Below are 24,866 nucleotides of genomic sequence, written 5' to 3' on the forward strand. Positions count from 1 at the left end.
GCCGATAACTAAAGTAATACTCGCAAGGACTTTCAGCATGTTCAGCGCCTACAGCCCCCGTACAGCCAACGCCTACCAGCGCATCAACGTAGAAACCAGCATGCACACGATCGACCAGCACCAGTTGGTCAGTCTGTTGTATGAGGGTGTTCTCAATTCCATTGCAACAGCGCGGGGCGCTTTGGCGCGTGGCGATGTGTTGGGCAAGGTAACCAGTATTTCCAAAGCCATCCGTATCCTTGAGGAGGGCTTGAACACAGCGCTTGACAGGGTGGATGGTGGCGCACTGGCGGAGAACCTGGGTGCGCTTTATGACTACTGCATCCATCGCCTTACGCTGGCCAATGCCCGTAACGACGACGCCATGATGCAAGAAGTCATGCGCCTGATCGAGCCCGTGGCAACCGGGTGGAATGAAATCAAGAAATCGGGTGCCGGTGCTTCCGAAACGCCCGCCTCGGGCCAGCCCGTGCTGGTGGAGGCCTGACCATGTCTCACATGCTGATTGACTATTACAAGGCGATTGAAGACAGCAGCGCCAAGATGCTAGAGGCTGCCAAGCTCAAGGATTGGGATGGTGTGGTGCGCTATGAAGGCGCCTGTGCCGTGCTGATCGAGCAACTGCGCTTCAAGTCGCAAGAGCACGAATTGCTGCCTGAGCACCGCCGTGAGAAGACCCGCATCATGCAGCGCATCTTGCGCAACGATGCGCAGATCCGCTGCCTGGCAGAGCCTTGGCTCGCGCAGTTCGAGCATCTGTTCGAGGGGCAGCCCCAGATGATGCACTGAGTGTGGGCAGCGCAACACGCCCGGGCTGCTGTGTGCGGCAGCGGCCTAGCGGTCAAAGGTGGTTGCTTGTTAGGGCTGGGATGGCCGGATTAGCGGAGCACCCGGGTGAGGGGGGGGGCGTCCAGTGGGTGCCAAAGTGCGCGGTGCTGAACCTGTCGCTACTTCGACCGCCAAGCGCCTCTGGGTCAAAAAATGCACTAAATGTGCCTGAGGCGCTAGTGCAGCATTTCTTTGCTGCTATCAAAAATATAGTTTCTTGTGTTGGCGCAGCGCAGTGCCACACGGCTGCCCCGTTGAGAACGGGGCCTTCATGCTTCGCTAGCAGCTCACACCTGCATGTTCATGATGTCGGTGTACGCCTGCACCATGCGATTGCGCACGTGCAGTGTGGCTTGAAAGCCGATTTGCGCCTTCTGGATAGCCACCATGGTCTCTTCCAGACTCACGGAGGGGTTTTCCATTTGCACCTCCTTTTGCATCTCGGAAGATTTGTTCTGCGCGGCACTCACTGACTGCAATGCGCCCTTGAGCGCGCCGGAGAAGCCGACTTCATTGCCCGTGGTTTGCGGCGCTGCAGCACGGCGCGCGACGCCAGCGCCCGTCAGCGGGGCGGTTGAGCTGGAGATGCGAAGGTCCATGGCGGTATCCGTAGGGGAATGGCGGTATGCTGCGTATCCTAGCTACCGGCCCAGGATGCATCGCTCTGAATAGATGGCCAAACGGACGGCTTATCCAGCGAACATTTTGGGGGCGTGACCGAATAATCGACCCCACGCTAGGTCTGTTGCAGGGCCTGCTTTAATGGAAAGCAAGATGTCTGCTGTTGCTGAAGTCCCTCTCAATCCGCTCCCGACGCCGGCCAGTCCCAACTGGCTGCAGCGGCTGTCCGCCCTCGACCGGGCGCAGCGCATGCGGCTGGGTGCGGGCGTGGCGCTGCTGGTGGCTGCTGCCGTTGCGGCCGTCGTGATGGGGCGCCAACCCGACTACCGGGTACTGTTTTCCAATCTGGGCGACAAGGATGGCGGAGCCGTGGTGGCACAGCTCTCCCAAATGAATGTGCCCTACAAGTATTCCGAGGGTGGCGGCGCCATCCTGATTCCAGCGGAGCGCGTGCATGACGTGCGTCTGCGACTGGCCACTCAGGGCCTGCCCAAGGGCTCCGTCGCAGGTTTTGAGCTGATGGAGTCCAACAAATTCGGGATGACGCAGTTTCAGGAGCGTCTGAACTTCCAGCGGGGGCTGGAGGGGGAGCTCACCCGGTCCATTCAAGCCTTGTCGTCCGTGCAAAGTGCCCGTGTGCACCTGGCCTTGCCCAACCAGAACGGATTTTTCCGTGAGCAGCAAAAGCCGTCGGCCTCGGTACTGGTGAGCCTGCACCCCGGCCGTATTCTGGACCGTGCCCAACTCGCGGGCATCGTGCATCTGGTGGCTTCCAGCGTGCCGGAACTGGCGCCGTCGGCCGTGAGTGTGCTGGATGACACGGGCAAGCTGCTGTCCCAATCGCCCGACAGCACGGCCGGTGCTGAAATCAATGCCCAGCAGCTCTTGTATGTGCAGCAGCTGGAGCAGCAGTATTCGCGCCGCATCATGGACATTCTGGAGCCCGTGGTCGGCCGTGACAACGTCAAGGCACAGGTGACGGCTGAGGTGGACTTCTCCCAGACCGAGTCCACGTCCGAGCAATTCCGCCCCAACCAGACGCCAGACTCCAGCGCCGTACGCAGCCAGCAGGTGCTGGAAAGCCGGGGCAGCGCGACGAAGACCGCCACGGGTGTGCCCGGTGCGGTTGCCAACCAGCCTCCCGCTCCGTCTGCAGCGCCCATCAATGGCGCCAACCCTGCACCCAACGCGGGCGGCCAACAGGGGACTGAGGAACAGTCCAACAAGCGCGAGTCCACCACCAACTATGAAGTGGACAAGACGGTGAAAGTGGTCCGTGGCAGTACGGGCGCAGTCAAGCGGCTGAGTGCTGCGGTCGTGGTCAACTACCAGTCGGCCGAGGACAAGGGCAAGACCGTGACCAAGGCGCTGACGCCCGAGCAGATCGAGCAGATGACGGCGCTGGTGCGTGAAACCATTGGCTTCAACCGCGAACGCGGTGATTCGGTGAATCTGATGAATACGCCGTTCCAGGTGACTGCAGTGCCCACCACAGACACCCCGCTGTGGAAGCAGCCTGAGGTGGTTGATCTGGCCAAGACCTTTGCCTGGCCGGTAGGTGCGGTTCTGTTTGCTGCCCTGGTGCTGATGGGGCTGGTGCGTCCTGCGCTCAAGGGCACAGCGCCGGCCAAGGCCAGTGCCGTCAAGCCGGTGGCAGGTGGGCAACTGGACGCGCTGGAGGCGGAGACACCCGAGCGCCCGGCATTGGCAGCGCCCGCCCGCAAGGACGAAGTGTTGCCCGCGACCCCCGAGCAGCTGCGCCTGGAAGATGCGCGCACGCTGGCCAAGGAGAATCCGGTCGCGGTCGCCAATATTCTCAAGACCTGGCTGAACGGCGAGCCCGTTTAGTCGCCGCTACCGCTACCGCTACCGCTACCGATTGCACGGACCACGACCATGGACGACCAAGGACTCCACGATGCCGCCATCATGCTGATGTCCCTCGGCGAGGAAGAGGCGGCTGAGGTGTTCAAGCATTTCTCGCCCAAAGAGGTGCAGAAGCTGGGCGAGACCATCGCGCGCATGCGCTCGGTGTCGCGCGAAAAGGTGGACGAGGTCATCAACAAATTCTCCAACGCGGCCGCAGCGCAAAGCCTGTTGGTATCCGACACCGGCAATTACGTGCGCGCTGTGCTCAAGCGCGCGCTCGGCGATGACAAGGCGGGACTGCTGATCGACCGTATCTTGCAGGGCGGAGATGTCTCGGGCATTGAGAGTCTCAAGTGGATGGATCCGTTGTCAGTGGCTGAACTGCTGCGTAACGAGCACCCGCAGATCGTTGCTGCCATCCTGGTACATCTGGACAGCGACCAGGCCTCGGGCATCCTGATGCACCTGACGGATCGCCAGCGTAGCGAAATTCTGTTGCGTGTGGCTACGCTCGAAGGTATCCAGCCGACGGCCCTCAAGGACCTGAACGAAGTGCTTTTCAAGGTGCTGGCGGGCGGGGACAAGATCCGCAAGAGTTCGCTGGGCGGTGTCAAGGCTGCCGCAGAGATCATCAACTTGCTGGGCGGCAACATGGACGCCGTGGTGCTTGAATCCATCAGGGGCTACGACCCTGACCTGGCGCAGAAGATCATGGACAAGATGTTCGTGTTCGAGGATGTTCTCAAGCTGGACGACAAGGCCATTCAAACGGTACTCAAGGAAGTGGCATCCGAAACCCTCATCGTGGCTCTCAAGGGCGCAGTGCCCGAACTGCGCGAAAAATTCCTCTCCAACATGTCTTCTCGTGCGGCCGACGCGCTGCGCGAAGACCTCGAATCGCGCGGCCCGATGCGGCTGTCCGAGGTCGAGGCGCAGCAGAAGGAAATCCTCAAGACGGTGCGTCGCCTGTCTGACGAAGGCCAGATCGTGATCGGAGGCGGTGGTGATGATGCCTTCGTCTAACCAGCGGTCCTATTCGCGGTTCATTCCCAGCGAGGAAGTCGGTGACTTCAAGCAGTGGAAGTTTGCCGCGGTCGACGGCTCCGATCTGGTCGAGCCAGAGCCTGAGCCGGAACCTGTGGCGGAGCTGCCCGCCGAGCTGGATGAAGCGGCACAGCAGGCGCTTGTCCAGCAGGCTTGCGACGATGCGTATGCAGAGGGCTTTGCCCAAGGGCAGGCGCAGACGGCGCTCGAGTGGCAGCGCCGCATGGATGAATACATTGCCCAGCAGGGACAAGAGGCGGCACAGCGCATGCAAAGCGTGCTGCAGACACTGGAAGCCAGCCTGATCGACATGCAGCAGCACATGGCGCAGCAGGTGCTGGAGCTGGCGTGTGACATCGCGCGCCAGGTGGTGCGCCAGGAACTGTCGGTCAATCCCAATGCCTTGTTGCCGGTGGTGCGGGAGGCCGTGGGCATGCTGGTCACTGAGGGGCGGCCCGCCACCGTCCGGCTGAATCAGGAGGATATGGAGGCCATGGCCCAGCCTCTGCGCGAAGAGATCAATGCACCTGGCGTGCAGTGGATGGCGGATGCCGCTGTGCCCGCTGGCGGCTGCATGGTCGAGTCGGCAGGAACGGTCGTTGATGGCAGCATCGACAAACGGTGGCAGCGTGCCATTGCGTCGCTGGGGCTGCAGTCACCCTGGGACGACGAGACGCGTGGGGATGGCGATGACCGTCGACCTTGACTCTGCCTGGACCCGCTTCATGGACGACGCGCGCGAGCGTGTGGCTGAAGGCGCACCGTTGGAGACGCGGGGTACGCTGACCCGACTGACGGGACTGGTGCTGGAGGCGGTGGGGATCCGCGTGCCTGTGGGGTCGCAGTGCATGGTGCAAATGCCGGGGCACGCGCCGGTATTGGCTGAGGTCGTGGGGTTTTCTGCCGACCGTGCGTTTTTAATGCCGGCGGGCGATATCCATGGGCTGTCCAGTGGCGCGAGTGTGGTGCCGGCTGCGCCATATATCCCCATGCCTCGCTTGGGCGAGCCTCCCCGGCCGGTACAACGCGCCGGGGTGCTTCGTTTGCCCATGGGCGACGGCTTGTTGGGCCGCGTGGTGGATGCGCAAGGCCTGCCCCTCGACCATGGTGGACCGGTGCAGGATGTCGTGTCGGAGCCCATGGGGCGGCGGCAGATCAATGCCATGGATCGGGATCCGGTGCGTGAGCCCTTGGATACTGGCGTGCGCGCCATCAATGCCTTGCTGACCGTAGGGCGGGGCCAGCGTCTGGGGCTGTTTGCAGGCTCCGGGGTGGGCAAGAGTGTGCTGCTGGGCATGATGGCGCGCTACACACAGGCCGATGTAATTGTGGTGGGGCTCATTGGGGAGCGGGGGCGCGAAGTCAAGGAGTTTGTGGAAGACATCCTGGGCGAGGAAGGCCGCGCACGGTCCGTGGTGGTGGCTGCACCTGCCGACGCGCCTCCGTTGTTGCGCATGCAGGGGGCGGCCTACGCTACTGCGGTGGCGGAGCATTTTCGCGACAAAGGGCAGCATGTGCTGCTGCTCATGGATTCACTGACCCGCTATGCAATGGCGCAGCGGGAAATTGCCCTGGCCATCGGCGAGCCGCCAGCAACCAAAGGGTATCCGCCGTCCTGTTTTGCAAAGCTGCCGCAGCTGGTCGAGCGCAGCGGCAACGGCCTGCATGGTGTCGGCTCCATCACAGCGTTTTATACGGTGCTATCGGAAGGTGATGACCAGCAGGACCCGATCGCGGATGCTGCCCGTGCCATTCTGGATGGGCACATTGTGTTGTCGCGTGCGCTGGCTGAGACCGGGCATTTCCCGGCCATCGACATTGAGCAATCGGCATCGCGGGTGATGCACAACGTGGTGTCTCGCGGGCATTTTGACTTGGCGCGGCGGTTTCGTGCGGTGTATTCGCGTTACCAGAAGAGCCGGGACCTGGTGCAGGTGGGGGCCTATATGAGCGGCTCCGACCCGGCATTGGACGAGGCTATCCGCCTTCAGCCACAGATGGCGGGTTTTCTGCAGCAGGACATGTACGAGGCGGCCTCCATGGACCACAGCGTAGCCGCCATGGCGGCGGTGCTGGACCATTGACGGCGGACAAGGGAAGCCATCATGTCCAACCTTAACGCCCTCTCTGTCGCCGTCGAAGTGGCCTCTCGCAAGCGGGACGATGCCCGCAAGGTGCTGCAGGACACGCTGGCTGCCGAGCAGGCAGCACGTGCCCAGCTCGATCAGCTGGAAGACTACGCCCGTGAAACCGAGTCACGCTGGGGCATGAAGGCAGATACGGCCATGCAGCCCGAAGTGATGTACCACCACTACCACTTCATGGACAGGCTGGGTCATGCGGCCAGCATCCAGACCAGTGTGGTGGGTGACCAGTCTGCGCGGGTGCAAGCTGCCCAGCGTGCTCTGTTAGATGCAGAGCTGCGTTTGGCCAGTCTGCGTAAGGTGGTGGACAAGCGACGCAACGACCTCGCTCTGCAGCAACAGCGCAGAGACCAAAAACAGACCGATGAACGCGCCGCGCTGCAGTATCGCAACGCGGGCCAGGAGAATTGAACATGGAACCGACCAAAGTAGCCTCCTCGCAGGGCACCCAGCCCGCCCACACAACTCGCGCCAAATCATCGGCCCAGCCTGCTGCCACAGACGCTAGCGATCCTGCGGCTGGGGGTGGTTTTTTGGCTTTGCTGGCGGCGTTGGGGGGCGGGGCAGAGGAGAGTACGCTGGGCGATACTTCGGGTGATACTCTTTTATCGTCAGTGGACTACGGCACTGATGCAGCGTCATTGTCTGCGGCAGACACTTCTGCCGTGGCCGCATGGCAAGGACTGTTTGCTCCAACACAAAGCCGGAATGAGCTTGGAGCGTTCAACGGACAGACTGCCTTGGGAGCCTCCCAGTCCTCCAACCCGGGTTTCGGGGGCATCGCAGCGGTGGGACAGTCAGGTGCGCAAGGGTCTATGGTTTCCCCGGGAACTGCGCTCAACGACATGTTGCTGGGAGGCATCCCTCAAGGTTTGGTTGCTGAGACGGCGAAGCTGGATGCGTCCGCCGATCTCAAAGAGGGGTCTTCGCAAGGGGCCTTGACCGGCTTCGGACGTAACTTTTCGCGTATGCAGAGCGCTAGCGCTCAACGAGGCAGTGGCATGGGTGCGGTCGATGCACCCATGGGCTCACCCACGCTGGGGGACTCTGCTGCGCGTTCCAACGCCGTGCATGGTTTCTCCGCCACACTGGTCGCCTCCGCCGGAGAGCGGGCTTCCGCAGGCGTGAGTGCTGACGTTACCTTCGATCGGTCAAGGCTTGCACAGTCAAATCCTGCCGCGGGTACTGAGGGGACAGTGCCTCTTGCCGACGGTCTGCTGGCTTCCGCTGGGACGTTACATGCTTCAGAGTCACCGGCTGGCGGGCGTTCCAATGGCGATGGCGCGGGGGCTGGCGGCGCCTGGTCTGAAGGTGCGTCAGGGGGCGGGGCTGTTGAGTCGGGCAGCTTCACCGATGCAACGGTCTTTGCAGACCCTAACGCCTTGGGTGCGGAGGAGCAGGTGGCCGAACAGGTGGCCTATTGGGTAAACCAGAAGACCCAGAACGCGGAGTTGACGCTGCAGCGTGATGGTCAGCCGGTGGAGGTGTCGGTGTCTCTGTCGGGCAACGAAGCGCACGTGTCATTCCGCAGTGACCAGCAGCAGACGCGGGAGCTGCTGGACCAGAGCATGGCGCAGTTGAGTGATCTGTTGCGCAGTGAGGGTTTGGTGTTGTCAGGCATGTCGGTGGGCACATCGGCACGCGACAGTGCCGGTCGTGGCGAGGCAGGGCAGCAGCGGCCCCGCGACGGAGCACGCCAGGCACAGGTGATATCTGCCGTGCCTGCGGGCACAGCCTCGCTGGCGCGCAGTGGTGGGGCCACGGACCGGGCCGTAGACGTCTTCGTCTGATTCTGCGGGGTGATGTGGGCGGTCTGTAGTTCTGCTCCCATCTCCGCGGTGCAGGCGAGCGCGGTGAATGCCATGGTTTTGGGCTTTTATTCTGGCTATTATTGGTTACACCCCCGACCCATAATGGGCTAACAGGTTGTGCTTTCACTTTGATAGCGTCTGTTCTGCCTGTTCCCTACCGCAAGGAATTCCATTGTGTCAGCCAATACTCCCGCAGCAGCCGCACCCGCCAAAAGCAAGAAGATGCTGTTGATCATCATCGGCGTGGTGGTGGCTGTGCTGGTGATCGGAGGGGGCGCAGCAGCATGGTTCGTCTCCAGTCGGTCGCATGCCGCTGAGGACGAAGAGGGCGGCGGTGCACCTGCTGCTCACAAGGAGGCGCCTAAGGTAGCCCCCACCTTCCTGCCCCTGGAAAACATGGTGGTCAATCTGGCTGATCCTGGCGGTGATCGCTTTGCCCAGATCGGCATTACGTTGGAGCTGGAGGATGCAAAGACTGCAGAACAGGTCAAGCAGTACCTGCCGTCGATCCGCAGTGGAATCCTGATGCTGGTGTCGCAACGCACGTCCACGGAGCTGCTGCAGCGCGAGGGCAAGGAAAAGCTCGCTACCGACGTCTTGCGTGAAGTCTCGCGCCCTCTTGGCTACTCGGTGCCGTCAGAGCGTGAGCGTGCAAAGGCCGCCGCTGCCGCTGAGCAGGACGGAGATGCAGAGGAACGCCCCGCCGCGCGCAAGCGCACAGAGCGCAATCCTGTGCGCAAGGTGCTCTTTTCGAGCTTCATCATCCAATGAGCCAGCTAGGTAAGGACCAGCCATGAGTGATTCATTTCTTTCGCAGGAAGAGGTTGATGCCCTTCTGGAAGGGGTCACTGGCGAGAGCCAGAAGTCCGTTGAGGAAGTGGCTGAGGCAGGGTCGGTACGCAATTACGACATCTCCAGCCAGGAGCGCATCGTCCGTGGCCGCATGCCGACGATGGAAATCGTCAACGAGCGGTTTGCACGCAACTTCCGCATTGGGCTCTTCAATTTCATCCGCCGCAGTCCTGAAATTTCGGTGGGGACGGTGTCGGTGCAACGCTACAGTGCTTTCCTGCGAGAGCTGGCGGTGCCGACGAACTTCAACATCGTGGCGATCCGCCCCCTGCGAGGCAGCGGACTCATCGTCTGTGAGCCTTCGCTGGTCTTCGGCATCATTGACACCCTCTATGGCGGGGTCGGTAAGTTCCAGACCCGCATTGAAGGGCGTGATTTTTCGCCTACCGAGCAGCGTGTCATCAACCGGCTCGTAGATGTGATCTGCGCGGAGTACAAGAAGGCGTGGCAGGGGATCTATCCGCTGGAGCTGGAATACCAGCGCTCGGAAATGCAACCCCAGTTCGCCAACATTGCTACGCCCAGCGAGATCGTGGTGTCCACGGCCTTTCAGCTGGAAATTGGCGACCTGTCGGGCGCCATCCATATATGCATGCCTTATGCAACGCTGGAGCCGATCCGCGATGTACTGTATTCGTCCACGCAGGGCGATTCCATTGAGGTGGACCGCCGCTGGGTGAATGTGCTCAAGCGTGAAATCCAATCCGCAGAGGTTACGCTGGTGGCGGAGCTGGCGAAGGCCGATGCCACCGTAGAGCAACTGCTGGCCATGAAACCGGGTGACTTCATCGAACTGGACCGCGAGCCCCGTATCCGTGCATCGATCGGAGGGGTTCCTATTTTTGAATGCCAGTATGGAACCCACAATTCCAAGTACGCCATCCGCATTGAAGAGTGCCTGCGCACTTCGGACATGAGTTGGCTGGGAGAGAAGAATGGCAACTGAAGAAGACAACAAGGACGCAGGCGCGGATGACCCGTTTGCGGGTTGGGCCGAGGCGCTTGAAGAGCAGAAGCGGACGGACGAAAAACCGGCGGACGCAGAGCAGGGAGGGCCACTTTCCGGCGAGCCGGTGCGACCATTTTCCGGTGCGGCGGGCGGTGATACCGTCAACGACATCAACATGGTGCTGGACATTCCGGTGCAGCTGTCGGTGGAGTTGGGGCGCACCAAAGTGCCCATCAAGTACATCCTTCAACTGGCACAAGGTTCGGTGGTGGAGCTGGATGCACTGGCAGGCGAGCCCATGGATGTGCTGGTCAATGGCTACCTTATCGCCCAAGGCGAAGTGGTGGTGGTCAATGACAAGTTTGGTATCCGCCTGACCGATGTGGTCACGCCGTCGGAACGTTTGCGGCGGGTGAGCCGTGGATAGTGGGAGCATGACCCAGACGCTGCTGGTCGTGGTGCTTTTTGTGGGCGCCATGGCTTTGCTTCCCTGGGCTGTGCGCCGGCTGCAGCAGCGCCAGTCCTCCGGGACGCTGGCTGCCGGGGTGGCGTCACGCGTGGTGTCTGCAGTGGCCGTCGGCCCACAACAGAAGGTAGTGACGGTGGAAGTCGGCCCTGAACATGCGCGTACTTGGCTGGTGCTGGGCGTCACCGCTCAACAGGTCAGTTGCCTCCACGTGCTACCAGTGTCGGCCAAGGGGGCTCGGGACGCCGTGAACGTTTCACTCCCGACAGAACCATCGTTTGCTCGCGAGATGCGAGCTGCGTCCGCTGATTCTGGAAAGCCCGCGCATGTCTGAGCACGCATCCTTGCTTCCAAGGCGCGTAGCGTGGACAGCTGGACGTGCTTTGCCTTGGGCCGTCGCTGTTGCCAGCGTGGTGGCGCATGGCTCCGCTTGGGCTCAAAGTCAGGGCGCATTGCCACTGGTGGTGGGCAGTGGGCCATCTGGCGCCAGCTACTCGGTACCCATTCAGACACTGCTGTTTTTCACGGCGTTGTCTTTTTTGCCCGCTGTGCTGCTGATGATGACGGGCTTTACACGGATTGTGATTGTGCTGTCCTTGCTGCGTCAGGCCTTGGGGACGCAGTCGGCTCCTCCCAACCAGGTCATCATCGGTCTGTCGTTGTTCCTGACCTTTTTTGTCATGGGCCCGACGCTGGACCGTGTGTACCAGGACGCTTACGTTCCCTATACCAACAACACCATCAGCTTCGAACAGGCGCTGGACAGGGCAGAGGCGCCGATGCGCAGCTTCATGCTCAAGCAGACGCGGCAATCTGACTTTGCGCTGTTTTCCAGGCTGGCACGTCTTGATCCCAAAGTGACGGCTGAGACGGCGCCCATCCGTGTGCTGGTGCCGGCCTTTGTGACCAGCGAGCTCAAATCGGCGTTTCAGATCGGGTTCATGATTTTCATCCCGTTTCTTGTCATCGACATGGTGGTGTCCAGCATCCTCATGTCCCTGGGCATGATGATGTTGTCCCCGGTGTTGGTGGCATTGCCGTTCAAGCTGATGCTGTTTGTGCTGGCAGACGGCTGGAATCTGCTGATCGGCTCATTGGCCGCCAGCTTCGTCACCTAGAGGATTCCGCCATGACTTCACAAATGGTGCTGACCATTGGGCGTGACGCCCTCACCCTGCTGCTGATGATTTCCATGCCAGTGCTGGGGGTGGTCATGGCGGTGGGCTTGTTGGTCAGTATTTTTCAGGCTGTCACGCAGATCCATGAAGCAACGCTGGCGTTTGTGCCCAAGCTGATTGCGGCCATGGTCGTTTTTGCGATTGCTGGGCCCTGGATGCTCAGTACCCTGGTGGACTTCATCCGCCGGACAATCGAATCGATCCCGTCGATGATTGGATAGCACATGCCAATCTGGGCACTTGGCGGCCTCAGGACAATGCTGGGCTGCTGGAGTCAGCGACGAGCGCTGGGGGCGGCCGTGCCTTGGCCGTCAATGCACCCAGGCCTCGCCGGTGGAGGAGGGGCGTGATCACCTTCTCCGAAGCTCAGATCATGGCGTGGCTGTCTCCCATTCTGTGGCCCTTTTTGCGCGTGCTGGCATTGTTTTCCGTGGCCCCAGTGTTCTCCATGCGGGTCGTGCCCATGCGCGTAAAAATCGGTCTCGCTTTCCTTGTGGCCTTGTGCGCGCAAGGTGTTCTGGGCGAGCAGCCTGTCATCAGCGTGAACGGCCGCGAGGCGCTGGGCACGGTGGCGCAGCAGGTGGCTGTGGGGCTGGCGATCGGCTTTTCGGTTCGCCTAGTGTTCACAGCCGTTGAGCTGGCTGGTGAAATCATTGGCCTGCAGATGGGGCTCAACTTTGCATCGTTCTTTGACCCCACCTCCAACGGTCAGATCAGCGCCGTGGCCCGGTTTTTTGGCCACATGTCCATGCTGCTCTTCATTGTCATCAATGGCCATTTGTTGATATTGATGGCCGTGGTCAAAAGTTTTGACCGCTTTCCAGTCGATGGAAATTTTCTGCAGGCGTTGGGACAGATGCGGTTGTATGAGTTGGGTGCTTCGCTCTTTTCCAGTGCGCTCTGGATTGCCATGCCCATGATTGCGCTGCTGCTCTTCGTCAACCTGACCATGGGCATCATCTCGCGTGTGGCGCCGCAAATGAATATCTATGCGGTGGGTTTCCCGGTCACGCTCACGGTGGGGATGCTGGGCATAGCAGCAACGTTGCCGATGCTGGAGCAACCGGTGTTGGCGTTGATGCAACAAGCCGTGGATCTGTTCTCTGTTGGCAGGTAGGGCCGTTAGTTACACCAGCTGATTGCGGATGGCGTAAACGGTGAGTTCAGCATTGTTCGAAAGCTTCAATTTTTCGAGAACCCGTGAGCGGTACACACTCACGGTTTTAGGACTCAGCATCAATTCATCGGCAATGTCAGACAGGCGCCGCCCCGATGCAATCTTGACCAGGGTTTGCAGCTCTCGTTCGGAAAGCGCCGCATGGGGCACCTCCGGCGTGGGTTGAGCCAGGCTGTCCGCAAGCATCTGGGCCACATCGGCAGTGAGGTACTTGCGCCCCTGCATCACCGTGCGCACTGCCGCAATCAGCTCCACCGGATCGCCGGCCTTGTTGGCGTAGCCTTGGGCTCCCGCCTTGAGGCAGCGCAGCGCGTATTGATCCTCGGGGTACATCGAAACCACCAGCACCCGGATGGTCGAGTGGGTCTCGCGCAGGCTGGCCAGTACTTCCAGGCCGCTGCGTCCGGGCATGTTCAGGTCCAGCAGCAGCACATCACAGGCAGCCGTGCGCAGAACTTCACGCAGCTCAGAATACCCGCCCGCTTCGCCGGTCACCTGAATGTCCGGTGCTTCGGCGAGTGTGTCGCGAATGCCGCGCCGCAATACGGCATGGTCGTCGCACAAGACGACATGGATCACTGGGCATCTCCTGGAGCGGATGTGGAAGGAGATGGTAACGGGACGGACAGAATGACCGACGTGCCCTTGCCCGGCCGACTGCTGATGTCCAGCCATCCCCCTACGGTGCGTGCACGCTCTTGAAGGCCCTTGAGGCCGAAGGCTTTTGGTTTGTCGCGAACTGTGGAATCCATGCCACGGCCATTGTCCGCGACCTCCAGGGTCAGTACACCTTCCTTGTCAGACAGTTCAATGTCCACCTTGCTGGGCTGCGCGTGCTTGGAGATATTGGTCAATGCTTCTTGGGCAGTACGGTATGCCACCAATTGGATGTCGGTGGGTATATCGATGGTTTCGCTGCTGCTCTGCATCCTTGTGGTGATGCCCGTCCTGCGCTCAAAGCCCGTGGCCAGCCACTGGACAGCCGCCACCAGCCCTTGTTCCAGGATGGGTGGGCGCAGGTTCATCATGATGCGCTGGCTGGCGCCAATCGCGTGTTGCAGCATGTCCACCGCAGAGGTGGCATGCTCTTGCATGGCAGGATCGGTACTGTGGCGCCCTATCCAGGCTACGTCAAAGCGTACTGCGGTTAGTGCGCCACCAATGTCGTCGTGGATCTCGCGAGCGATGGCGGCCCGCTCATGCTCGATGGAGGTCTGCAGATGCTCGGCCAACTCGGCCAAGCGGCGTTGCGACGTGGCCAACTCGGCAATAGCCTGCTCGCGCGCGTTGCGTGCTTCGTGCACTTCCAGGGTGCGGGCAATTACATGCGGGAGGCGCTGGATATCGTCCTTGAGTAGATAGTCCGCTACCCCGAGCCGCATCGCGTCAACCGCTGCGGGCTCGCCAATGGCACCTGAAAGCAGCACAAAAGGTGGGTGATGCGGTTTTTGCGCCACATGGGCCCAGGCATCCAATGCGGTGAAGCCTGGCAGGCGGTAATCTGCCAGGATGATGTCAAAGCGGCCGGTGTCCGTCAGTCTTTGGAATTCAGAAAGGGTGTCAACCCGCTGGAGGTGGCAACGGAGCCCTGATCGACGCAACGCACGCGCTGCCAATTCATGATCGGCCGGTGAATCTTCAAGATGGAGGATTTCAAGGGTCTGGTCTGGTGTTGCAGGGCCCATAGGAGCGCTATCATAGGATACAAATTGGAACAAACAAGGGTGTTTGTCCGGTTGGGATGGTTTGTGCGTCAGCGTCCAATGGGCGCGGATGCTCCGGTTTGCTCGGGGGCCTTGGCTGGTTACTGATGCAAGTATCGTAGTCCTGTGTATTTGCGTGTTTTGCTGCTACGTGTTACGTGCTGCGATGGAGAAACGATGCAATCTACGCTAACAACGCCTGGAGGACCTGCTGTCCAGGTTCCCGTCATGGTGGCGGCAGAGCTGCAGGACTCTTTGTTGGTCGTGATGCACGACTTGCACCGCCTGGAAGGCTTGCTGAACCACGCCACCGACAACCTGCTGGAACGGTTTGGAGAGGCAAACGCCATGTTGACAGATGCTGTAGTGGCGGACTCCCCGGAGTTGGTGGCCGCGCGTACGGCGTTGCGCAGCGCAGTGACTGAGTTGCAGTTCCAGGACATGGCCTCCCAACTGATATGGCACACCACCAAGGTGCTGCAGGGCTGTGCCTTCCGGCTGGCCTCGGAAGCCATGGGGCATGAAGAAGGTGAAGATGCCGCGCCCTTTGCGGAGATGGCGCCCGACAGGCCGAACCCTGTCACCCAAAGCGAGATGGATGCAGGTTCTGTGGACCTGTTTTGACGTTCACATCACTGGTTACCTTATATATTCAAGTCAGTTGGAGCCATACATGCAATCGATCCTTGCCGTTGATGATTCACCTTCCATGCGCAAAATGGTGTCGTTCACCCTCACTGGTGCCGGCTATCACGTCGTGGAGGCAGTGGATGGGCAAGATGCCCTCGAAAAGGCTGAGACGCATAACATTGACCTGGTGCTGGCAGACCAGAACATGCCACGTCTTGATGGCATTGGCCTGACCCGCAAACTGCGCGAGCATCCCAAATTCAAGACCATTCCCATCCTGATCCTGACGACAGAGTCGAGCGATCAAATGAAGCAGGCGGGCCGCACAGCGGGTGCCACGGGATGGCTGGTAAAACCTTTTGATCCGAATCGCCTGATCGAAGTCATCCAGAAAGTGATCCGCTGAGCCGGGTTGACTGAGATCATTTAGTACACAGGAGCCCACCATGGCGGAAACCTACCAAGAAGGATCAGGTGCAGGCGCTGACTTCGACCTCAGCCAGTTCTATCAGATCTTTTTCGAGGAAGCGGGTGAGAACCTCGACCAGATGGAGCAGATGCTCCTGAATCTGGACCTGAGCAGTGCCAACGACGAAGAGCTCAACGGCATCTTCCGCTGCGCTCACTCGATCAAGGGAGGTTCTGCCACCTTCGGGTTTTCTGACGTGGCCGAGCTGACCCATCAGATGGAGTCCCTGCTCGACCGTCTGCGCCGTCATGAGCTGCAGCCCATCCCTCAGATGGTGGACGTTCTGCTGGAGTCAGCGGATGCTTCGCGCAGCTTGCTGGCACGGCATCAGGCGGGTGGACAAGGTGAGGCGGTTTCCACTACCTCCCTGGTTCGCCGAATCAGCGACCTGGCGGCAGGCTTGGTGCCCGGCGATGCTGCACCTGTGGTCGCAGCGCCGCCTCCTCCTGCACCCGCGCCGGTGGCAGCAGCCCCGGCTCCTGCGCCCAAGGTTTCTGCGCCTGTTATGCCAGGGCAGGCACGGCAGCTGGAAATCCAGATCGGGCCACTGGACCGCCCCGAGCAGGCCGACGCGATCAAAGAATTGTTCCGAGACATTCCCGGTTTGGGGGCGATCCGCGATGTCCCGGGCAGCCAGGCCAATACGCGGGTCTTTGCGGTGGAAACGACGTCCACCAACGATGATCTGCTGGACCTGTTTGCGTTCCATGTTTCCAAGGACCAGGTGCTGATTCGTGATGCTGCCGCTTCTGGTGACGCTGCCGCCGCAGATGCAGACGACGAGCCTGTGGTTGCCGTAGATACCTCCGGGGGCGAAGCGCCTTATGGATTCTTCAACGGCGCACCCGGAGCGCCCCATGGTGAAGCTGCGGCGGCTGCCCATGCGCCTGTCGCGCAAGCTCCCAAAGCTGCGCCCAAGGCGAGCGCCGAGCCCAAGGTGGCGATGCAAGCACAGATGGAGTCCACCACCATCCGCGTGGATGTGAAGAAGGTCGATCAACTGATCAACCTGGTGGGTGAGTTGGTGATTACGCAGGCCATGTTGGCGCAGAACAGCCGGGGCCTTGATGCTGGGGCCTACCAGCAATTGCTGGCCGGGTTGGCAGATCTGGATCGCAACACGCGCGACCTCCAAGAGTCGGTGATGTCGATCCGCATGATTCCAATGTCCATCGTTTTCAGCCGCTTCCCGCGCATGCTGCGCGATCTGGCGAACAAGCTGGGCAAGAAGGTGGAGCTGGTGACCCTGGGTGAAGCCACCGAACTGGACAAGGGCTTGGTCGAAAAGATCACCGACCCGCTGACCCACTTGGTGCGTAACAGCTGCGACCACGGTATTGAAATGCCTGCCGATCGTCTTGCCAAGGGCAAATCCGAGCACGGCACCATCACCTTGTCGGCGTCGCACCAAGGTGGGTCGATCGTGATCGAGGTGCGTGATGATGGTCGTGGCCTGTCGCGCGAGAAGATCCTCAGCAAGGCCCAGGAGCGCGGCATCGAGGTGTCCGATCAGATGAGCGATGCCGATGTCTGGCAGCTGATTTTTGCTCCAGGCTTTTCCACGGCCGATGAGGTGACCGATGTGTCAGGCCGTGGGGTCGGCATGGACGTGGTCAAACGCAATATCGCAGCGCTCAACGGCTCGGTAGAGATCGATTCTGCAGAGGGCTACGGCATGAAGGTGTCCGTTCGCCTACCGCTGACGCTCGCCATCATGGATGGCATGTCGGTGGGGGTGGGCGAAGAGGTTTACATCCTTCCCCTGTCGTCGGTGGTGGAATCGTTCCAGGTCAATGCGGACGATGTCAGCACCGTGGCGCAAGGCTCGCAGCTGGTCAAGGTGCGCGACGAATACATGCCTGTCATCGCGCTGGAGAAGATCTTCCAGGTTCCGCGCTTTGACCTTAACAAATCCAGCAACATCATGGTGGTGGTCGAGGCTGACGGAAGCCGTGTGGCCTTGCTGGTGGATGAGTTGCTCGGCCAGCACCAGGTGGTCGTCAAGAATCTGGAATCGAACTATCGCAAGGTGCCCAATGTGTCGGGCGCCACCATTTTGGGTGACGGCACCGTGGCCTTGATTTTGGACACGGGTGGCCTGGTGCGTCGGGCGCGCCACTAGATACAGGTGCGGGCGCCCCTGGGGGCGCTGCGCCGCCATGAAAGGAGAATGCACCATGAGTGTGATCGGTAAAACTGCAGACGCTGCACCAACGGGTGCTCGTGAATATCTGACGTTCCGCCTCGACCAGGAAGAGTACGGCATCGACATCCTGAAGGTGCAGGAAATCCGGGGCTACGAACCTCCCACCCGCATTGCGAACGCGCCAGACTTCATCAAGGGCGTGGTCAATTTGCGCGGCACGATTGTTCCCATCGTGGACATGCGCATCAAGTTCAACTGTGCGCAGGCGGACTACAACAGTTTCACTGTGGTCATCATCCTCAACCTGCGCAACCGTGTGGTGGGCATTGTGGTGGATTCGGTGAGCGATGTGATGGAGTTGACACCAGAAAGCATCCGTTCGGCCCCTGATATCGAGAGTGCGATCGACAACAGCTGCATCTTGGGCTTGGGGTCCGTGGGCGAGCGCATGCTGATCTTGCTGGATATTGAAAAGCTCATGTCCAGCGTGGACATGGGCCTGGTGACCGCCAACGAATAAGGCGTAGCAGTCAGCAGCCAGTGGTGGCGCAGGCGCATGTCAGGCTGTGAGCTGTGCTCGCAGACCTTTTGGAGCGAACAGGACTTCCCCTCGGACGATCAATATGGCCCAAACCACCAGTGCTTCGGCGTCAGTCCGGTCAGGCCCAGCCAGGGTAGATCCTGCGTATGCCGCAGCCGCAGCGCCCTCTGGCCCTCTGGCCCAGGGGCGAGAATTTGTCTGGACCAATGCAGACTTTGCCCGTGTGCAGGCGCTGATCTATCAGCGCGCCGGCATCAGCTTGCATGATGGCAAACACGCCATGGTCTACAGCCGCCTGTCGCGGCGGCTGCGCGACACGGGGCACACCAGCTTTCACGACTACCTGAGCTGGCTGGAGACCCATGACGGGCCGGAGTGGCAGGAGTTCGTGAATGCGCTGACCACCAACCTCACGGCATTCTTTCGCGAGCAGCATCATTTCGAGATTTTCGCGTCGCACCTGCGCTCCAAGCCATCCGCCAACTGGCGGGTCTGGTGCAACGCGGCCTCCACGGGCGAAGAGCCTTACTCCATCGTGATCACCGCGTTGGAGGCGCTCGGCGCCAACGCCTCTTTCAAGTTGACAGCCAGCGACATTGATTCGCGCGTGCTGGCCACCGCGGCGCAGGGCGTGTACCGGCTCGACAGCGTCAAGGGCTTGAGCCCTGAGCGCTTGCAGAAATTCTTTCTCAAAGGCAAAGGCGGGAACGCGGGCATGGTCCGTGCCAAGCCGGAGTTGCGGCGCGCCATCGACTTCATGAGTGTGAATCTCATCCGCGACGATTGGCCATTCAAGGAGCCCTTTGACGTGGTTTTCTGCCGTAATGTGATGATTTACTTTGATGCCCCTACACAGCGGCGCGTGCTGGAAAGAATCCACCGCGTGCTCAAGCCGGGTGGCATGTTGTTTGTGGGGCACGCCGAGAACTTCAGCGAGTCCAAAGACCTGTTCACCCTGCGTGGCAAGACGGTGTACGAGCGCCGCTGACCTGTCCATGTTGTCCTGCACATTGCAACCATGACCAACATTCAAACAGGTTCATCCCCTTCCAATGCTGCTGCTGTGCCCGGCAGTTCCGAAAGGCGCCGCGCTCCGCGTATTGCGCCGCTGAGCGCCGATATCTACAGCTCTGGCAACGGGCCCGCGCGCGAGTCGTCGCTGCAGGAGCTCAAGGCCCGCAGCCGCAAGCCAGGAGAGGCCTCGTTTTTTTACCTTGATCACCACTTCCAGCACAACGCGGTGAAGGTGCTGCCTGGTGAGTATTTCGTGTCGGATGAGAACATGGTCATCATGACCGTGCTCGGCTCGTGCATCGCTGCCTGCCTGTGGGACAGCCGCGCACGTGTGGGAGGAATGAACCATTTCATGTTGCCGGACGGCGATCTGGCGGACGCATCCGGGCGTTATGGTTCCTACGCGATGGAGCTGTTGATCAATGAAATGCTCAAGCTCGGTGCACGCCGTGAAACCATGCAGGCCAAGATTTTTGGTGGGGCCCAGGTGATGCACAACTTCACCACCATGAATGTGGGTGAGCGCAACACGAATTTTGTGTTGAACTATTTGCACACTGAGCGCATTCCTATCGTCTCCGAGGACGTGCTGGACATCTATCCGCGCAAAGTGGTTTTCTTTCCAGTGACCGGCAAAGCGATGGTGAAACGGTTGGCGCATGCCCATCCCGAAGCCCTCGTGGCCCAGGAGGTTCGTGGCAACGCGGCCACTGTTGCCAAGACCACGTCGGGTGGTTCTGTGGATCTGTTTTGATAAAGGTTTGAGTTAATGAGCAGGAAAATCCGGGTGATCGTGGTGGACGATTCGGCGCTGGTCCGTAGTCTGCTGTCAGAGATCATCAACCGCCAGCGGGACATGGAGTGCATTGGCACGGCCAACGACCCTCTGGTGGCGCGCGAGATGATTCGCGAATTGGATCCGGATGTCATCACCCTGGACGTTGAAATGCCACGCATGGACGGCATTGATTTTCTGGGGCGCTTGATGCGTCTGCGGCCGACTCCGGTAGTGATGATCTCCACGCTGACCGAGCGTGGCGCGGAGGTCACCATGAAGGCCTTGGAGTTGGGCGCCGTCGACTTTGTGGCCAAACCGCGTGTGGGGCTGGCCAGCGGGCTCAACGATTTGGCGGCGCAGATTGTGGACAAGATCCGCGTTGCAGCCGTGGCGCAAGTGCGTCGCGCCCCTGTGCGTGATGCAGGCCCAGCCTCCAGTGTTGTGGGGGGCACCCCTGTGCCCCACGCCGTACCCGCAGCGGGCCTGCTGGGGCGCCTTTCCACCGAAAAGCTCATCTGCATTGGGGCGTCCACCGGTGGTACCGAAGCCATCAAGGAGGTGCTGGTCCAGATGCCTGCGGATTCGCCAGCGATTGTGATCACCCAGCACATGCCTCCCGGGTTCACTACCAGTTTTGCTGCCCGTTTGAACGGGTTGTGCCAGATCACCGTCAAGGAGGCGGTGAATGGCGAGCGCATTCTGCCCGGCCATGCCTACATCGCACCGGGCGGCACACAGTTCCATGTGGCGCGCAGTGGCGCCAACTATGTGGCGGTGGTGGACGATGGCCCTCCGGTCAATCGCCACAAGCCTTCGGTCGAGGTACTCTTCAAGTCCGCAGCAGCGGTGGTGGGGCGCAACGCATTTGGCATCATGCTCACGGGCATGGGCAACGATGGCGCTGTTGCCATGCGGGAGATGAAAGACGCCGGCAGCTACAACTATGTGCAGGATGAGGCGACCTGCATCGTGTTTGGCATGCCGCGGGAGGCCATTGCCCACGGTGCCGCCGACGAGGTGCTGCCGCTGGGGCAGATTGCCCCGGCCTTAATTGCCCGGTTGCGCGGAACAACGGACCGCCTGCACCACCGGATTTAAGGGCGATTACCGAGCCCTGGCGGCGGGCCTTCACCATGTGTGTTCCCGCCAGAGCCTCGCGCCATGAACCGGTTTGGCGCCTATTCAGAGAGTGCTGTCCAGCGCTCCAACGCAGTCATCAGCTCTTCGTCGATGGCGGCTGCTCGGCTTGTCATGGCCGCCGCGCGGGTGGGGTCAGTACCAAAGAGTGAGCCGTCGGCCAGTGCGTCTTGAAGGGATTTCTGTTCCGTCTCTAGCGCACTGATCAGGCCAGGCAGTTGATCCAGTTCGCGCTGCTCTTTGTAACTAAGCTTCTTTTTTGATAGCTGTGCAGGCTTATTTAATGTGCGCTCCGGCGTGCTTTGGTTGGAAACTTCCAGTGTGGGTGGTTTGGAGGACGTTGCAGCAGCAGCTTGCAGTGACCGACTGCGCTTGGATTGGAGCAACCAGTCTTGGACGCCGCCTTCGTACTCGCGCCACAGGCCGTTGCCTTCAAAAGCGAGGGTGCTGGTCACCACGTTGTCGAGAAAGGTGCGGTCATGGCTGACCAGGAACACCGTGCCTTCGTAGTTTTCGAGCAATTCCTCCAGCAGGTCTAAGGTGTCAATGTCCAGGTCGTTTGTGGGCTCATCCAGCACCAGGACATTGGCCGGTCGAGCGAACAGCCGGGCAAGCAGCAGGCGGTTGCGTTCCCCGCCGGACAGCGACCGCACTGGGGAGTGCGCGCGCGCGGGGGAGAACAGAAAATCGCTCAGATAGCTCTTGACGTGTTTGCGCTGATTGCCGATCTCGATCCATTCGCTGCCAGGGCTGATGAAGTCTTCCAATGTGGCGTCGAGGTTGACGGCGTGGCGCATCTGGTCAAAGTAGGCTACTTGCAGGTTCGCTCCCTGCCGGATGGTGCCCTTGTCGGCCTGCAGTTCGCCCAAGATCATCTTCAGCAGCGTGGTTTTACCGGCGCCGTTCGGGCCGATCAGGCCCACTTTGTCCCCGCGCAGTATCGTCCCGGAGAAATTCTGAACGATGGTTTTGTCGCCGAAGGCTTTGCTCACTCCTTGCAGTTCCGCCACGATCTTGCCCTGGTAGCCGTTGGAGCTTCCGGTGGCGACATCCATGCGCACACTGCCAACGACCTCACGGCGGGCCTCCCGCCGGGCGCGTAACTGTTCCAAGCGGCTGATACGGCTCTGGCTGCGGGTGCGGCGCGCTTCCACGCCACGCCGAATCCAGATTTCTTCTTGTGCCAGGAGCTTGTCGGCCTTGGCGGCGATCACTGCCTCCTGCGCCAACTGCTCTTCTTTCTGAATCTGGTATTGAGCAAAGTTACCGGGGTAGGAGCGCAATTGACCGCGGTCCAGCTCCACGATGCGGGTGGCCACACGGTCAAGGAACGACCGGTCGTGGGTGATGGTCACGACGCTGCCCGGAAAGTCCAGCAGCAGGTCTTCCAGCCACTCGATGGAGTCCAGATCCAGGTGGTTGGTGGGTTCGTCGAGCAGCAACACGTCAGGGCGTGCCACCAGCGCCTGCGCCAGCGCCACGCGTTTTTTGGTGCCGCCAGAGAGTGCTCCGACCACGGCTTCCGGGTCGAGATGCAACCTCTGCAGGGTTTCTTCGACACGCTGCTCCCAGTTCCAGGCGTCGTAGGCCTCGATCTCCGATTGCAATGCATCCAGATCCAGTCCGTCCGCTCCCGAGAGGTATTGATCGCGGATAGCGATCACGCGTTGCAGGCCTTCGGAGGCTGCCTTGAAAATGGTGGCATCGGGGTCTAACGTCGGCTCCTGTGCGACGAAGGCAATGCGTACCCCCTGCTGAACTTGCAAAGAGCCATCATCCGGCTTGGCAAGTCCTCCCAGGATTTTGAGTAGGGAAGACTTTCCCGCGCCATTGCGGCCAATCAGGCCAACCCGCTCAGCGGTCTCCAGGGAAAAGCCGGCGTGATCCAGCAGTGCAACATGCCCAAATGCGAGTTGGGCGTCCAGTAAGGTGATAAGTGCCATAGAGCGGGATTATCCGTGTCGCGCTCTGGCGGGATTTTTTGCGCCAGTCACATGATGGAGTGACAGCCGGTCGGGCGTAACTTTGATTGGCGGAAAATTCCGCGATCAGTTACGCAGCGATTTCTTCAGAACCTGTCGCGCCCCTGCAAGCGTGCAAGGACGCGCAGGTCTTCCCCGATCCTGTCTACGGTATGGAAGCTGAGGGCATGTGCCTCGGCAAGTGTCGCCAAGGGAGCTATCTGGGCTAATCCCATGCCCTCGCCCATCAGCTTGGGAGCGAGATAGACCAGTAGTTCATCGACCAGTCCTTCGCGCAGCAGCGAACCATTGAGCTTGTAACCTGCTTCCACGTGCAGTTCATTGATCTCCCTGCGCCCGAGGTCTTGCAGCATCGCGGGTAAGTCCACCTTGCCGGCACTATTCGGCATTGTGATCACGGTGGCGCCAAGGGCTTCGAGCGCGCTGCGTTTTTTCTCGTGTGCAAAGGCTGTATAGATATAGACCGACCGGTTCGCTGCGAAAAGCAAGGCATCCAGAGGAACAGCTAGCTCGCTATCCACCAAAACGAGTGAGGGTTGCCGATCGGTGGGTACATCCCGCACATCCAGTCGTGGGTTATCTGCGAGTACGGTCCCAATGCCGGTCAACACCGCGCAAGCCCTTGCGCGCCATGCATGTCCGTCGGTACGAGCGGCGGGACCGGTGATCCATTGGCTTGCTCCATTGGGCAAGGCGGTCACACCGTCGAGCGAGGCAGCTGCTTTCATGCGGACCCAGGGCGTTTTTCGAATCATCCGACTGAAAAATCCCAGGTTCAGCTCCCTGGATGCTTCCGCCCGTTGCCCTACCTCTACAGCTACCCCCGCCGCACGCAGGCGCGCAAACCCATTGCCCGCCACTGCGGGGTTGGGGTCGGCAATCGATGCGACGACCTTGGCGATACCTGCCTTAATGAGTGCATCGCAGCAAGGACCCGTACGTCCGTGGTGTGAGCAAGGTTCTAGCGTGACGTAGGCGGTAGCACCTTGAGGGGAATAGCCCCTCTGCTCTGCGTCGCGTAGAGCCATCACCTCCGCATGTGGCCCCCCCGCGCGCTGGGTGGACCCCTGGCCAATGATGGTGCCGTCGTGGTCGACGAGCACGCAGCCCACGCGGGGGTTGGGCGACGTCCTGTAGAGAGCCTCATGGGCAAGATCCAATGCCGCCTTGGTGTAATCCGTCATGGTTGGTGTCGATGAAAAAACGACTGGTACGGGTTGTAGTCACAGCAGCTTACGCGACGTTCGCGAGATGGCTGTTGACGCAACGCCTATGGAGACCGCCAGAAAGAGCGTGGCTTTCCTGTTCCTGGATGCCCTGGAGGCAGCGGTGGCGGGCATGCGGGACTGAATCTCTAATCGCATGAGCGGGGCTGGGACGGGCAAATCCCTGGGTTTACCCTGCTGCCTGTTGTAAACCGTGCTATAGTCGAGGGCTTCGCTACTGAGACCTGAGCGCAAAAGTGTTGGGGTCGATGGGGTGGTTTGTGGTGGTGCTTAGGTGCTGCGGCAGATGGCCCGGAAGGTT

General features: G+C 60.7%; 27 protein-coding genes. 22 read left to right on the forward strand and 5 right to left on the reverse strand.

What is annotated here, in order from left to right:
* Positions 1-37 precede the first annotated feature (37 nt).
* Together fliS and IB236_RS21155 are read left to right on the forward strand one after the other, a co-directional pair.
* Positions 38-487, forward strand: coding sequence for a flagellar export chaperone FliS (fliS, locus tag IB236_RS21150; protein WP_121941107.1), 450 nt, complete (start codon positions 38-40; stop codon positions 485-487).
* Between the two features lie 2 nt (positions 488-489).
* Positions 490-789: a flagellar protein FliT gene (locus tag IB236_RS21155; RefSeq protein WP_007860919.1), complete on the forward strand. Its 300-nt coding sequence runs from the start codon at positions 490-492 to the stop codon at positions 787-789.
* A gap of 326 nt (positions 790-1,115) precedes the next feature.
* Here the strand turns inward: IB236_RS21155 and fliE are convergent, their stop codons facing one another.
* Positions 1,116-1,427, reverse strand: a complete 312-nt coding sequence (gene fliE, locus IB236_RS21160; RefSeq protein WP_056065729.1) for a flagellar hook-basal body complex protein FliE — start codon at positions 1,425-1,427, stop codon at positions 1,116-1,118.
* Positions 1,428-1,602: 175 nt separating this feature from the next.
* Here fliE and fliF point away from each other — a divergent pair, with 175 nt between their 5' ends.
* From fliF to fliR, 13 genes are all read left to right on the forward strand, one after another.
* A complete protein-coding gene (gene fliF, locus IB236_RS21165) occupies positions 1,603-3,297 on the forward strand; it encodes a flagellar basal-body MS-ring/collar protein FliF (RefSeq protein ID WP_192422116.1) in 1,695 nt (564 codons plus the stop codon).
* 48 nt (positions 3,298-3,345) lie between these two features.
* A complete protein-coding gene (gene fliG, locus IB236_RS21170; protein ID WP_056065732.1) occupies positions 3,346-4,341 on the forward strand; it encodes a flagellar motor switch protein FliG in 996 nt (331 codons plus the stop codon).
* The gene (locus IB236_RS21175; RefSeq protein ID WP_370539939.1) at positions 4,328-5,068 is read left to right on the forward strand and encodes a FliH/SctL family protein; all 741 of its coding nucleotides are present in this window, start codon (positions 4,328-4,330) and stop codon (positions 5,066-5,068) included. The genes fliG and IB236_RS21175 overlap by 14 nt, the downstream gene beginning before the upstream one ends.
* Positions 5,052-6,446, forward strand: a complete 1,395-nt coding sequence (gene fliI, locus IB236_RS21180) for a flagellar protein export ATPase FliI (RefSeq protein WP_099729183.1) — start codon at positions 5,052-5,054, stop codon at positions 6,444-6,446. The genes IB236_RS21175 and fliI overlap by 17 nt, the downstream gene beginning before the upstream one ends.
* A 21-nt stretch (positions 6,447-6,467) precedes the next feature.
* On the forward strand, positions 6,468-6,917 hold the full coding sequence (locus IB236_RS21185; protein ID WP_056065736.1) for a flagellar export protein FliJ: 450 nt from the start codon (positions 6,468-6,470) through the stop codon (positions 6,915-6,917).
* 989 nt (positions 6,918-7,906) lie between these two features.
* On the forward strand, positions 7,907-8,296 hold the full coding sequence (locus IB236_RS24410) for a flagellar hook-length control protein FliK (protein ID WP_370539938.1): 390 nt from the start codon (positions 7,907-7,909) through the stop codon (positions 8,294-8,296).
* A 195-nt stretch (positions 8,297-8,491) separates the two neighbouring features.
* The gene (fliL, locus tag IB236_RS21195; RefSeq protein ID WP_192422119.1) at positions 8,492-9,088 is read left to right on the forward strand and encodes a flagellar basal body-associated FliL family protein; all 597 of its coding nucleotides are present in this window, start codon (positions 8,492-8,494) and stop codon (positions 9,086-9,088) included.
* 22 nt (positions 9,089-9,110) lie between these two features.
* The gene (fliM, locus tag IB236_RS21200) at positions 9,111-10,115 is read left to right on the forward strand and encodes a flagellar motor switch protein FliM (RefSeq protein ID WP_056065744.1); all 1,005 of its coding nucleotides are present in this window, start codon (positions 9,111-9,113) and stop codon (positions 10,113-10,115) included.
* Positions 10,105-10,545, forward strand: coding sequence for a flagellar motor switch protein FliN (gene fliN / locus IB236_RS21205; protein ID WP_015015804.1), 441 nt, complete (start codon positions 10,105-10,107; stop codon positions 10,543-10,545). The genes fliM and fliN overlap by 11 nt, the downstream gene beginning before the upstream one ends.
* 7 nt (positions 10,546-10,552) lie before the next feature.
* Positions 10,553-10,918 carry a flagellar biosynthetic protein FliO gene (locus tag IB236_RS21210; RefSeq protein ID WP_192422121.1) on the forward strand — a complete coding sequence of 122 codons (366 nt, stop codon included), beginning with the start codon at positions 10,553-10,555 and terminating at the stop codon, positions 10,916-10,918.
* On the forward strand, positions 10,911-11,702 hold the full coding sequence (fliP, locus tag IB236_RS21215) for a flagellar type III secretion system pore protein FliP (RefSeq protein ID WP_225581288.1): 792 nt from the start codon (positions 10,911-10,913) through the stop codon (positions 11,700-11,702). Before IB236_RS21210 ends, fliP begins: the two co-directional genes overlap by 8 nt.
* 11 nt (positions 11,703-11,713) lie before the next feature.
* Complete coding sequence (gene fliQ, locus IB236_RS21220; protein WP_015015801.1) at positions 11,714-11,983, forward strand: flagellar biosynthesis protein FliQ; 270 nt, start codon at positions 11,714-11,716, stop codon at positions 11,981-11,983.
* 125 nt (positions 11,984-12,108) lie between these two features.
* Positions 12,109-12,879, forward strand: a complete 771-nt coding sequence (fliR, locus tag IB236_RS21225; protein ID WP_056065753.1) for a flagellar biosynthetic protein FliR — start codon at positions 12,109-12,111, stop codon at positions 12,877-12,879.
* 9 nt (positions 12,880-12,888) lie between these two features.
* On the opposite strand, the gene IB236_RS21230 is transcribed toward fliR, so the two are convergent.
* Positions 12,889-13,518, reverse strand: a complete 630-nt coding sequence (locus IB236_RS21230) for a response regulator transcription factor (RefSeq protein WP_192422123.1) — start codon at positions 13,516-13,518, stop codon at positions 12,889-12,891.
* Complete coding sequence (locus IB236_RS21235) at positions 13,515-14,624, reverse strand: ATP-binding protein (protein WP_121941103.1); 1,110 nt, start codon at positions 14,622-14,624, stop codon at positions 13,515-13,517. Before IB236_RS21235 ends, IB236_RS21230 begins: the two co-directional genes overlap by 4 nt.
* A gap of 195 nt (positions 14,625-14,819) precedes the next feature.
* On the opposite strand from IB236_RS21235, the gene IB236_RS21240 reads away from it, so the two are divergent.
* The 7 genes from IB236_RS21240 (at position 14,820) to IB236_RS21270 (ending at position 21,318) form a co-directional block, all read left to right on the forward strand.
* A complete protein-coding gene (locus IB236_RS21240; RefSeq protein WP_056065760.1) occupies positions 14,820-15,266 on the forward strand; it encodes a hypothetical protein in 447 nt (148 codons plus the stop codon).
* 49 nt (positions 15,267-15,315) lie between these two features.
* Positions 15,316-15,678, forward strand: a complete 363-nt coding sequence (locus tag IB236_RS21245) for a response regulator (protein WP_015015796.1) — start codon at positions 15,316-15,318, stop codon at positions 15,676-15,678.
* A 40-nt stretch (positions 15,679-15,718) separates the two neighbouring features.
* Complete coding sequence (locus IB236_RS21250; protein ID WP_192422125.1) at positions 15,719-17,863, forward strand: chemotaxis protein CheA; 2,145 nt, start codon at positions 15,719-15,721, stop codon at positions 17,861-17,863.
* A 55-nt stretch (positions 17,864-17,918) separates the two neighbouring features.
* Positions 17,919-18,407, forward strand: a complete 489-nt coding sequence (locus IB236_RS21255; RefSeq protein WP_015015794.1) for a chemotaxis protein CheW — start codon at positions 17,919-17,921, stop codon at positions 18,405-18,407.
* A 103-nt stretch (positions 18,408-18,510) separates the two neighbouring features.
* A complete protein-coding gene (locus IB236_RS21260; RefSeq protein WP_043565699.1) occupies positions 18,511-19,416 on the forward strand; it encodes a CheR family methyltransferase in 906 nt (301 codons plus the stop codon).
* 30 nt (positions 19,417-19,446) lie between these two features.
* Positions 19,447-20,196, forward strand: coding sequence for a chemoreceptor glutamine deamidase CheD (gene cheD / locus IB236_RS21265; protein ID WP_056748055.1), 750 nt, complete (start codon positions 19,447-19,449; stop codon positions 20,194-20,196).
* 15 nt (positions 20,197-20,211) lie between these two features.
* Positions 20,212-21,318, forward strand: a complete 1,107-nt coding sequence (locus IB236_RS21270; RefSeq protein ID WP_056748057.1) for a chemotaxis response regulator protein-glutamate methylesterase — start codon at positions 20,212-20,214, stop codon at positions 21,316-21,318.
* Between the two features lie 80 nt (positions 21,319-21,398).
* On the opposite strand, the gene IB236_RS21275 is transcribed toward IB236_RS21270, so the two are convergent.
* Positions 21,399-23,300 carry an ATP-binding cassette domain-containing protein gene (locus IB236_RS21275; protein WP_192422133.1) on the reverse strand — a complete coding sequence of 634 codons (1,902 nt, stop codon included), beginning with the start codon at positions 23,298-23,300 and terminating at the stop codon, positions 21,399-21,401.
* Positions 23,301-23,425: 125 nt separating this feature from the next.
* Positions 23,426-24,523 carry a bifunctional diaminohydroxyphosphoribosylaminopyrimidine deaminase/5-amino-6-(5-phosphoribosylamino)uracil reductase RibD gene (ribD, locus tag IB236_RS21280; RefSeq protein WP_116748051.1) on the reverse strand — a complete coding sequence of 366 codons (1,098 nt, stop codon included), beginning with the start codon at positions 24,521-24,523 and terminating at the stop codon, positions 23,426-23,428.
* Between the last annotated feature and the right edge of the window lie 343 nt (positions 24,524-24,866).

It is taken from the genome of Acidovorax sp. ACV02 (genome assembly GCF_014851475.1).
Lineage (GTDB): Bacteria > Pseudomonadota > Gammaproteobacteria > Burkholderiales > Burkholderiaceae_C > Acidovorax > Acidovorax delafieldii.